This is a genomic window from Microbacterium sp., from assembly GCF_032084865.1.
Classification (GTDB): domain Bacteria; phylum Actinomycetota; class Actinomycetes; order Actinomycetales; family Microbacteriaceae; genus Microbacterium.
The window spans coordinates 1-10,580 of the sequence record NZ_DAMDLU010000097.1; the positions used below are offsets into that span (position 1 = coordinate 1).

Below are 10,580 nucleotides of genomic sequence, written 5' to 3' on the forward strand. Positions count from 1 at the left end.
TCTGCCCCCGCGATCACACCCTGCGACATCGCACCCGCATCCGCTACCGCACCCGCCCCGACCGCACCGTCCAGGCCATCACCCCCACCGGTTTCCGCAGCGCTGCTCCGCCACCCTTCTGACGATCGAGTGCGGCACCGGAGACCGAAAGCGGCTGTCTCTGCGAGCGAAAGCGGCTGCGCGCGGCGTCACGCGCCCGATCGCCCGCACCACGATGTGCTACTTTCACGGTATGTCCGCGACCCGCACCTGGTGGCCCGCCTTCTAGGCGGTGATTCGCGTACCCACGAGATCAGACCGCCTTCCGGGGCGGTCTTTTTCTTGCCCGCACCGGATCCCCGACCGAGGAGACCCCGATGACCGCAGTTCCGCTCGCCCGACTGGCAGAGCTCACGGCTGATCACGACGCGTCGTTCGTGCTGATCGCACGTGAGGGCGGCATCGACCTGCTCACCGGCGACATCGTCGATATCGACCGTCTGGCCGACATCCCGCTCGACGGTTCCGACGGCGCCCGCGAGGTGTTCGCCATGGTCCCCTACCGCCAGGTGCGCGAGCGCGGATTCGAGGCGCACGACGACGGCACCCCCCTGCGCTGCCTGGTCGTCACCGAGCACCTCCGGCTCGACCGCGCCGAGCTGATGGGTGTGCTCCCCCAGGCCCCGATCGTGCTGAACGACGGCGGGTTCGACATCTCCGACGACGACTACGCCGAGATCGTCGAGCGCGTCATCGCCGACGAGATCGGCCACGGCGAAGGGGCGAACTTCGTGATCCGGCGCGACTATCGCGCGGGATTCGAGGCCGACGACCGCACGGCCGCCCTCACCTGGTTCCGCGCCCTGCTCGCGCACGAGCGCGGGGCGTACTGGACGTTCGCGGTCGTCACCCCCGATCAGATCGCCGTCGGCGCCAGCCCAGAGGCGCATGTCGTCGCTCGTGACGGCATCGTCACCATGAATCCGATCTCGGGCACGTTCCGTCACCCGGCGGGCGGCGCGACCCGCGAGTCTCTGAGCGAGTTCCTCTCGTCCGCCAAAGAGACCGAGGAGCTGTTCATGGTCGTCGACGAAGAGCTCAAGATGATGAGCCAGGTCTGCTCGGACGGCGGCCGGATCACCGGCCCGCATCTCAAGGAGATGTCGCGACTCACCCACACCGAGTACATGCTGCGCGGGCGCAGTCGCCTCGACCCGCGCGACATCCTGCGCGAGACGATGTTCGCGCCCACCGTCACCGGCTCGCCCATGCAGAACGCGTGCGCGGTGATCCGCAGGCACGAGCGGTCCCCCCGCGGGTACTACTCGGGCGTGGCCGCGCTGTTCACCCCGAACGATGAGGGCGGACACGATCTGGACGCGCCTATCCTCATCCGCACGGTCTACCTCCACCACGGACGGCTGCGCGTGCCCGTCGGCGCCACGCTCGTGCGCCACTCCGACCCGCACGGCGAGGTCAGCGAGACGCACGGCAAGGCGGCGGGTGTGCTGGGCGCGATCGGCGCCATCGAGCGCGACCGCGCGGCCGAGGCTCGAGACGACGATGCGCCGGGTGAGGTGCGGCTCGCCGACGATCCCGAGATCGCCGCTCTGCTGGCATCGCGCAACACCCGCCTCGCGGACTTCTGGATGCAGCCGCAGGATGCCCATCCCGGCGGCCGCTTCGCGGGCCACCGCGCGCTCGTCGTCGACGCCGAGGACCGTTTCACCACCATGCTCGCCCACCAGCTGCGCCACCTGGGGCTCGAGGTCGAGATCGCTTCGTGGGACGCCGTGACCGACAGCGCGATCGACACCGCAGACCTGGTCATCGCCGGTCCCGGGCCCGGCGATCCCCGCGACACCGCCTCGCCGCGCATCGCGCGCATGCAGCAGGTCGTGGCTCGACGCTGCGACGCGGGAGCACCGCTGCTCGCCGTGTGCCTGAGCCATCAGATCCTCGCCGACCGGCTCGGCATCGACCTGGTTCCGCTCGACGCACCGCACCAGGGGGTGCAGAAGACGGTTCCGGTCTTCGAGCAGGACGCATCGGTCGGCTTCTACAACACCTACACCGCCCGGGTCGCGCCCGGCACGACGGCAGTGACGGATGCCGAGGTGTCGGCGGATGCCTCCACCGGCGACGTCTACGCGCTGCGCGGCGAGCGCTTCGCGTCGGTGCAGGGACACCTCGAGTCGATCCTGTCGCGTGACGGCCTGGAGACTCTGGAGCGGCTCACCGCCCACGCCCTCACCTGACGCCGGCGGCTGAGCCCGTCAGGCGGAGCCGGGCAGGCTCAGCCCAGCAGGCTCATCGGCTTGACGAGATCGGCCACGATCAGCAGCGCAGCCATGCCGATCAGCAGCACCGCGACGACGACGGTCACCGGAACGAGCCGGGTCGCGTCGACGGGCTTCGGGGCGGCACGCCCCGTGATCTTCGCCCAGGTGCGCTTCAGACCCTCCCAGAGCGCGACGACGACGTGGCCGCCATCGAGCGGCAGCAGAGGGATGAGGTTGAACACGAACAGGGCGATGTTCAGCGCCGCGAGCAGGTTCATCAGCACGACGAGGCGGTTCAGGACCGGGGCATCCGTCGCCGCCACCTCACCGGCCAGGCGACCCACCCCGACCACGCTGAGCGGGCCGTTCGGGTCGCGCTCGGTTCCCGTCACGAGGGAGACGCCGACGTTCCACAGCTTCTCGGGCAGGTTGATCACGAGGGAGGCGACGGCTCCGGTCTGCTGCATCGCGAGTTCGGGGCCCGTGCCGATCGGCTGCGGCACGTACTCGCTCTGCGCGAAGATGCCCGCGTATCCCACTGTGCGTGTGACCGGCTCGCCCTGATCATCGAGCACCGGGCGGCCCTCGGCATCCACTTCTCCGCGCTGCGCCGCGACCGGGGTGAGCGACAGATCGACCCGCTGGCCGTCGCGCTCGACGACCACTTCCAGCCGCTCGCCCGGCGAGCGCTGGATGATCGCGGAGACGTCGGCGAAGGTCTGCACCTTCTCGCCGCCGACGCTGACGAGCACGTCGCCGGGCTCGAAACCCGCCTCGGCCGCGGGAGCGGCGGGATCGTCACTCGCGCAGCTCTGCTGCGTCGTGCCCGCGGGCAGAACGCACTCGGTCACCGAGGCGACGGTCGTGCTCGCCTGCTGGATGCCGATTCCGGATGCCATGATCGTGAAGATCGCGATGGCGAGGATGAAGTTCATCGCCGGCCCGCCCAGCATGATGATCACGCGCTTCCAGACCGGCAGGCGGTAGAAGACCCGGCTCTCGTCGCCGTCCGCGATCGTCTCGTCGTTGGCCGTGCGGGCATCCTGCACGAGAGAGGCGAACAGCCCCCGGGCGGGGGTGCTCTTCGCCGACGGCGGGTACATGCCCGACATCGAGATGAAGCCGCCGAGCGGCAGCGCCTTGAACCCGTACTCGGTCTCGCCGATCCGCTTCGACCACAGCCGCGGCCCGAAGCCGATCATGTACTGCCCGACGCGCACGCCGAACAGCTTCGCGGGCAGCAGGTGCCCCACCTCGTGCAGCCCGATCGACAGGCCGAGGCCGATCAGCATGAACACGATGCCGCCCAGGTACAGCAGTATCTCCACCCGTCCACGCTAGTGCCAGCGCTGAGGAATCCCCTGGATCCCCGCACGCCGGCAGCCTCCGGGCCCCGTGAGATCATGGACGGGATATGACCACGACATCGCTGCCCCCTGTGCTCCGTCCGGCCGACCCACCCCGTCGTGCGCTGACAGAGCTGGCCGAACGCTTCGCTCGAGACGTCCGCGGTGACATCGCCGGCGTGCAGCTGAGCGGCATCACCCTCGCCACCGCCGACCTCCGTGCGGGCGAGGCCTTCGTCGCCATCCAGGGCGTGAACCGGCATGGCGCGGAGTTCGCGCAGACGGCTGCCGAGAAGGGCGCGGTCGCGGTGATCACCGACGAGGCGGGCGCAGAGATCGCCGCCTCTGCAGGCCTGCCGGTCGTCGTCGTGGATGACCCGCGCGGGGTGCTCGGCGCGCTGAGCGCCTGGGTGTACGGCACCGGTGCGGGCGACCCGCTGCCGCTGCTGTTCGGCACCACCGGCACCAACGGCAAGACGAGCGTGTCGCACCTGCTGCAGGGTCTGCTGGATCAGATCGAGGTCGTGTCGGGTCTGTCGTCGACCGCAGAGCGCCACATCGCCGGTGAGGTGATCGTCTCGCGCCTGACCACCCCCGAGGCATCCGAGATGCACGCGCTGCTCGCCCTCATGCGCGAGCGCGAGGTCGAGGCCGTCGCCGTCGAGGTCAGCGCGCAGGCGCTGTCGCGGCACCGCGTCGACGGCATCATGTTCGACGTCGCCGGGTTCACCAACCTCTCGCACGACCACCTCGACGACTACGCCGACATGGAGGAGTACTTCGAGGCGAAGCTGCCGCTGTTCACCCCCGAGCGCTCGCGCCGCGCCGTGGTGAGTGTGGATTCGGCATCCGGATCGATCGTCGTCGAGCGCGCGACCGTGCCCGCCGTCACCGTCGGCACGCCCGCGATCGCCGCCGATCCGGATGCCGCCGCCCGTGCCGACTGGGTCGTCTCGGTCGACGACGAGCGTCCCAGCGGCACCGCGTTCACCCTCACCGGCCCTGAGGGGCGCACCCTGTCGACAGTCGTGCCCGTCATCGGACCGCACATGGCGGCCAACGCGGGGCTCGCGATCGTCATGCTGCTGGAGGGCGGATACGACTGGGAGCGCATCGTCGACGCGCTCGACCGCGACGGGCGCGTCGTCGCGCATCTGCCCGGGCGCACCCAGTTCATCTCGGGCGAGACCGGTCCCGCGGTGTATGTCGACTTCGCGCACTCTCCCGACGCCTTCGAGAAGACCCTCGCCGCCGTGCGGCGCGTCACCCCGGGCAAGGTGCTGATGCTGTTCGGCGCCGACGGCGACCGCGACGCCACGAAGCGCTTCGACATGGCCCGCACCGCCGTCGAGGGCAGCGACATCCTCGTGATCACGGACCACCATCCGCGGTTCGAGGACGCGGCGTCGATCCGCGCCACCCTCGTCGAAGGAGCCCGTCGCGCGCGACCGGACGCCGAGATCCACGAGGTGTCACCTCCGGAGGACGCGATCGTGACCGCCGTGGGGCTGGTCGGCGAAGGGGATGCCATTCTCTGGGCGGGACCGGGACACCAGGACTACCGCGACATCCGCGGCGTGCGCACGCCCTACTCGGCCCGCGAGCTGGCCCGTCGTGCGCTCATCGCCGCCGGGTGGCCGGCACCCGACTCGCACTGGCCGGTCCCCTACGCCGACTGAGCCGTCGGGCGCGCTCGGCGCGCGGCGATCAGGACGCGGCGATCAGGGCATCCGCCGTGGCGCGCGCCCAGGACTCGGCGTCGTCGAGCGCCTCGATCGTCAGCTTCTCCGGGGCATCGTGCGCGTCGACGACCCGCCGCACGGTGTCGACGATGCCGAGGAACGACAGCCGGCCGTCGTGGAACGCGTGCACCGCCTGCTCGTTCGCGGCGTTGTACACGGCGGGGAACGTGCTGCCCGCGCGGCCGACCGCCTTGGCGAGGGCGACGGCGGGGAACGCCTCGTCGTCGAGCGGCTCGAAGGTCCAGCTGGTCGCCGTGCTCCAGTCGAGCGGCCGTCCGACCCCGCCGACGCGATGCGGCCAGTCCAGTCCGAGTGAGATCGGCAGCCGCATGTCGGGGGGAGACGCCTGCGCGATCGTCGAGCCGTCGACGAACTCGACCATCGAGTGCACGATCGACTGCGGGTGCACGACCACCTCGATGTCGTCGTACGGCACGTCGAACAGCAGATGCGCCTCGATGACCTCGAGCCCCTTGTTGATGAGCGTCGCGGAGTTCGTGGTGACCATCCGTCCCATGTCCCAGGTGGGGTGTGCGAGGGCCTGAGCAGGGGTGACGTCGGCCAGCTCTCGGCGGGAGCGGCCGCGGAACGGCCCGCCGGATGCCGTGACGACAAGCCTTCTGACCTCGGCGCGCGTGCCGGAGCGCAACGCTTGGGCCAGCGCGGAGTGCTCCGAGTCGACCGGCACGATCTGGTCGGGAGCTGCTGCCGCGCGCACCAGCTCGCCGCCGACGATCAAGGACTCCTTGTTGGCCAGGGCCAGCGTGCGTCCCGCCTCGAGGGCGGCGAGCGTCGAGCCGAGCCCGATCGAGCCGGTGATGGCGTTGAGCACCACATCCGCCTCGACGTCGCGCACCAGCTGCTCGGCCTCGGCCGCGCCGAGAGCGGTGTGCTCGACCTGGAAATGCGCCGCCTGCTCGGCGACCAGTTCGGCGTTGCTGCCCGCCGCGATGCCGACGAGTTCGAAGCGGCGGGGGTTTCCCCTGATCACATCCAGCGCCTGGGTGCCGATGGAGCCTGTGGAGCCGAGGACGATGACGCGACGCATGCCGTCAGCCTATGCGAGAGGGCGGCGACCCTGCCGGATCGCCGCCCTCTCGTTCAGCGCATCACTGCGCGGTGGGAGCGTGCTGTGTCGCGAGGATGTCGATGACGAAGACGAGCGTCTTGCCTCCGAGCTCATGACCCTCGGGGTCCTCGCCGTAGGCGAGCGCGGGCGGGATGACCACGAGCACCTGCGAGCCGACCTTCTGGCCGGCGAGCGCCTGCACGAAGCCGGGGACGTAGGTGTTTCCCGGTGCGGCGTAGGGCGCGCCCCGCGACCACGAGGAGTCGAAGCTCTCGCCGCTCTCCCAGTCGACGCCGTAGTACTGCAGCAGAGTGGTGTCGCCGTCGACGACCTCGGGTCCGTCGCCCTGCTTCAGCACTGAGATCGTGAGTTCGTCGGGAGCGTCGCCGGTGGGGACGTCGACGTCGGGCTCGCCGTCCTTGGCGAGCGTGACGGTGGGCATCCCGTCGACGGGGTTCTGCTTCTCGCCCCACGCCGCGGTGGGCACGGTGTCGAGCACGTCGATGATGTACAGCTGCGAATCCGCGCCCTCGGATGCAGGCAGCGCGAAGGCGACGCGGGTGCCGACCGGAGCGCAGCCGACCGCCTCGGCGAGCGCCTGGTTCGCCAGCGCGTCCTGCGGAAGCAACTCGCCCTCGGCATACCCGATGTCGCCGAGGTGATCACCGGTCTTGGAGTCGAAGGCGCTCATCGCGTAGGCGATGTAGTCGCCCGCCTTGACCTTCTTGCCCTTGCCCTCGGAGATGACGGTGCGCTGCACGTCGTCGACCTTCTGGTCCTTCTCCACCGTGATCTCGGCGGGCTGACCGAACTCGCCGCTGACGTCGACGCTGTCGGTGAGCGCGCCGGGGGAAGCGACCTGCGCGCAGGCGTCGGTGCTGCCCTTCGAGTCGGGCGACGTCGCCGGATCCTTCGCGCCGGAGCATCCGGTGAGCAGAAGTGCGGTGACGGCCACAGTGGACGCAAGGGTGAGGGGGCGCAGACGCAAGATGAGACCTCGAATTCGCGGAACGGGGAGACCCCATCCTGACGCACCCGGCTTTGCCGATGCTGAACGCGCGATCAGGACACAGCGTCATTCCGCGACCGGCATGCAACCGGGGATAGGCTCTCCCGGTGAGTTCTGAGCAGTCGGTCACCCCCGCGGATCCCGAATCGGAGACGCCGGCGCATCCGTCGCCGCGCCGTGCGGGGTTCAAGTACAAAGTCGGGCGGATGATCGCCGGAACCGTGGCGCGAGTGGTCTACCGGCCGCGCATCGAAGGCCGCGAGAACGTCCCGCTGACCGGTGCGGTGATCCTCGCCAGCAACCACCTGTCGTTCATCGATTCGATGGCGATCCCGATCGCCGCGCCGCGGCCGGTGCACTTCCTCGCCAAGTCGAGCTACTTCGAGGGCACCGGACTCAAGGGCGCGATCTCGCGCGACTTCTTCACCTCGGTCGGCGCGATCCCAGTGCGCCGCGGTGCGGGGCAGGCCGCTCTCGATGCGCTGGACCAGCAGCGCCAGCTGCTCGACGACGGCCTGGCCGTCGCGCTCTACCCGGAGGGCACGCGCTCGACGGACGGCCGGCTGTACAAGGGACGCACCGGCGTGGCCTTCCTGGCCCTGCAGACCGGCGCTCCGGTCGTCCCCGTGGGCCTCATCGGCACGGACAGGGTGATGCCGCGGGGCGCGAAGATGCCCGTGCTCAGCGAGCGGGTGACTGTTCGCTTCGGCACGCCGATCGATGTGTCCAGGCATGGCCCGGCGACGAGCGGACGAGCTCGCCGACTGGCCACCGACGAGATCATGGCCGCCATCCACGCGCTGAGCGAGCAGGAGCTCGCCGGCGTGTACAACGAGCCGCCCGCACAGACGCCGATCGAGAAGATCAAGCAGGCGCTCCCCCACGAGCGCCGCTGAGATCAGGCGGATTCGGACGCCACCAGCACGGTCGCCTCGTGGCGCACCGGGAAGTTCACCGAGTTCGCGATGAAGCACCACTCGTGAGCGGTGTGGTGCGCCTGCTGTGCTGCCTCGAGCATGGACTCCTCGGCGACGCTCACCCGCGGTCGCAGCATCACCTCGGCGAAGGCGCCTCCGCCTCGACCGTCCTCGCGCATGACTCCCGTGGCCTCGTCGTGGTATTCGGTCACGACGACCCCGGCCGTGACGCAGGCGTGCAGGTACGACAGCAGGTGGCATTCCGACAGGGCCGCCAGAAGCAGGTCCTCCGGATTCCATCGGGCCGGGTCACCGCGGAACGGCTTGTCGGCAGACGCCAGCAGGTCGGATTTGCCCTGGATGCCGATCGTGACGTCGCGCGCGTAGTCGCGGTATCCGCTCGTGCCGGTGCCGCGGTTGCCCGTCCAGGTGGCCGTGAGCGCGTAGTGGTGTTCGCCGAGGGGTGCCATCGCGCCAGTCTGCCACCGTGCGGCGCATTAGGCTTGTCTGGTGCTCGAGACTCTCACCATCGCTGATGCCGTCGAACTCGCGATCGTGGAGCGCAACGGCTTCGTGGAATCCCGCCATGCGGGCGCCGCGGTCGTGCTCTCCCCCGACGGAGACGTCGTCGCTCAGCACGGCAACGCCGACGCACTGATCCTGCCGCGCTCCAGCCTGAAGCCGCTGCAGGCGATCGCCAGCGTGACAGCCGGCGCGACGCTGGAGGGCGAGCAGCTCGCGCTCGGCACGGCCAGCCACAGCGGCACCGACCGGCACGTCGAGGTCGTGCGCGAGATGCTCTCCGCGGGCGGGCTCAACGAGGACGACCTGGGATGCCCCGCGGCGTGGCCCTCCGACGCGACGGCACGTCGCGACATGATCCGCGACCATGCCGACAAGGCCCGCGTGCGGATGAACTGCTCGGGCAAGCACGCCCTGATGCTCCGCGCCTGCGTGGCGACCGGATGGCCGACCGAGGGGTACCTCGACACCGCGCATCCGCTGCAGGTTCACATCCGGGACGTCGTCGAGCGCCTCGCCGGCGAGAAGATCGCGCACACGGCGATCGACGGCTGCGGTGCACCGGTGCACGCGATCACCCTGCTGGGCCTCGCCCGGGCGATCCACCGGATCGGCTCCGCCTCCGAGCGCTCCCCCTTCGCCCTGCACCGGGTGGCCGGCGCCCTCGTGCGCGCGGTGCGCGAGAATCCGTGGACGATCGCCGGCCCCGGCGAGCCGGACACCATCGCCATCGAGACGCTCGGCGTGTTCGCCAAGCACGGCGCCGAAGGTGTGATGGTGATGGTGGCGCCCGACAACACGACCGTGGCGCTGAAGACCCTCGACGGCAGCAGCCGCGCGTCGGCGATCGTCGCCGCGACTCTGCTCGCGCGTGCCGGTGCACTCACCGAAGCGGACGTCACTGCGCTGGCGACGGCCCTCCCGCTCGACGTGCTCGGCGGCGGTCACCCGGTCGGCATGATCCGCCCGGGCTCCGGCATCTGACACCGCGCGCTCACATCAGTCGCACCCGCCGCGGCCTGCCACCGGACGCCACGACCCACGCCCGACCCTCGTGGAGACGTGCGAACGGCGGGGTGTCGCGCACGCCGGCAAGCTGGCGCAGCTCCGTCGCGCATTCGGCCGCGACGACGAGTTCGCCGCCGCTGCGAATGCCCTGCAGCAGAGACCACTGAGCACGCCACTGCTCGGGATCCCCGACGATCACCAGCGGCGCACCCTCGGCCTCCGGATCGACCCCCCCCGAGCCGCTCTCGGTGAGGATGATCACCCGGCATCCCGGGTGCGCGAGCGCGAGTGCCCTCCGGGTATCCTCGACCGCCGAGGTCACCACACCGGTGGTGGTGTGCGAAAGCCGCCAGCCGTCCGCGCCGCGCCGGCGTGCGCCCTCCCGTCGCCCGCTGCCGGTGGATCCGCCGCCCATCGGTCCGAGATCCGCGGCTTCGCCGCCGGCCGCGACCGGATCGGTCCAGCAGAGCTGCACGTCGCGGCCGTCGAGCGATCCACGCCCGGGCGGCCGATGCGGATCGAACGCAGCGGACTCTCCTCCGGCGGCGATGTGCTCCACCCTGCTGCTCAGCCGCAGCAGCGCACGGCGTGGCAGTCCGTCGAGCAGCCGGCCCACCGGGCCCGACGCTCGCGAGGCGGTGATCACCGCGCCGGCGCGGGCGCGCACGATGAGTTCCCAGCGGCTCATGAAGAGCTGCGCGTGCTC

8 protein-coding genes and 1 pseudogene are annotated in these 10,580 nt (G+C 70.7%); 4 read left to right on the forward strand and 5 right to left on the reverse strand.

The window, feature by feature from the left end; translation table 11 throughout:
• Window positions 1–356: 356 nt before the first annotated feature.
• Window positions 357–2,237: a chorismate-binding protein gene (locus RT309_RS10540; protein ID WP_313356862.1), complete on the forward strand. Its 1,881-nt coding sequence runs from the start codon at window positions 357–359 to the stop codon at window positions 2,235–2,237.
• Between the two features lie 38 nt (window positions 2,238–2,275).
• Here the strand turns inward: RT309_RS10540 and RT309_RS10545 are convergent, their stop codons facing one another.
• A complete protein-coding gene (locus RT309_RS10545) occupies window positions 2,276–3,589 on the reverse strand; it encodes a site-2 protease family protein (protein ID WP_313356863.1) in 1,314 nt (437 codons plus the stop codon).
• An 86-nt stretch (window positions 3,590–3,675) separates the two neighbouring features.
• Here RT309_RS10545 and RT309_RS10550 point away from each other — a divergent pair, with 86 nt between their 5' ends.
• Window positions 3,676–5,286, forward strand: coding sequence for a UDP-N-acetylmuramoyl-L-alanyl-D-glutamate--2,6-diaminopimelate ligase (locus tag RT309_RS10550; protein ID WP_313356865.1), 1,611 nt, complete (start codon window positions 3,676–3,678; stop codon window positions 5,284–5,286).
• Between the two features lie 28 nt (window positions 5,287–5,314).
• On the opposite strand, the gene dxr is transcribed toward RT309_RS10550, so the two are convergent.
• A complete protein-coding gene (dxr, locus tag RT309_RS10555) occupies window positions 5,315–6,397 on the reverse strand; it encodes a 1-deoxy-D-xylulose-5-phosphate reductoisomerase (RefSeq protein WP_313356867.1) in 1,083 nt (360 codons plus the stop codon).
• Window positions 6,398–6,458: 61 nt separating this feature from the next.
• Window positions 6,459–7,406 carry an FKBP-type peptidyl-prolyl cis-trans isomerase gene (locus RT309_RS10560; RefSeq protein ID WP_313356868.1) on the reverse strand — a complete coding sequence of 316 codons (948 nt, stop codon included), beginning with the start codon at window positions 7,404–7,406 and terminating at the stop codon, window positions 6,459–6,461.
• 128 nt (window positions 7,407–7,534) lie between these two features.
• Here RT309_RS10560 and RT309_RS10565 point away from each other — a divergent pair, with 128 nt between their 5' ends.
• Window positions 7,535–8,323 carry a lysophospholipid acyltransferase family protein gene (locus RT309_RS10565; protein ID WP_313356869.1) on the forward strand — a complete coding sequence of 263 codons (789 nt, stop codon included), beginning with the start codon at window positions 7,535–7,537 and terminating at the stop codon, window positions 8,321–8,323.
• A gap of 2 nt (window positions 8,324–8,325) precedes the next feature.
• On the opposite strand, the gene RT309_RS10570 is transcribed toward RT309_RS10565, so the two are convergent.
• Window positions 8,326–8,814 (reverse strand): OsmC family protein, encoded by a 489-nt coding sequence (locus RT309_RS10570; RefSeq protein WP_313356871.1) that lies wholly within the window; start codon window positions 8,812–8,814, stop codon window positions 8,326–8,328.
• A 40-nt stretch (window positions 8,815–8,854) separates the two neighbouring features.
• On the opposite strand from RT309_RS10570, the gene RT309_RS10575 reads away from it, so the two are divergent.
• The gene (locus tag RT309_RS10575) at window positions 8,855–9,850 is read left to right on the forward strand and encodes an asparaginase (protein WP_313356873.1); all 996 of its coding nucleotides are present in this window, start codon (window positions 8,855–8,857) and stop codon (window positions 9,848–9,850) included.
• 10 nt (window positions 9,851–9,860) lie between these two features.
• On the opposite strand, the pseudogene RT309_RS10580 reads toward RT309_RS10575, so the two are convergent.
• Window positions 9,861–10,580: pseudogene (locus RT309_RS10580) on the reverse strand (hypothetical protein); the annotation flags it as partial.

Excerpts from the sequence above, each read along its gene's own strand:
- RT309_RS10570 (WP_313356871.1), bottom strand. The coding sequence starts at position 8,814 with ATGGCACCCCTCGGCGAACACCACTACGCGCTCACGGCCACCTGGACG.
- RT309_RS10540 (WP_313356862.1), top strand. The coding sequence starts at position 357 with ATGACCGCAGTTCCGCTCGCCCGACTGGCAGAGCTCACGGCTGATCAC.
- dxr (WP_313356867.1), bottom strand. The coding sequence starts at position 6,397 with ATGCGTCGCGTCATCGTCCTCGGCTCCACAGGCTCCATCGGCACCCAG.
- RT309_RS10550 (WP_313356865.1), top strand. The coding sequence starts at position 3,676 with ATGACCACGACATCGCTGCCCCCTGTGCTCCGTCCGGCCGACCCACCC.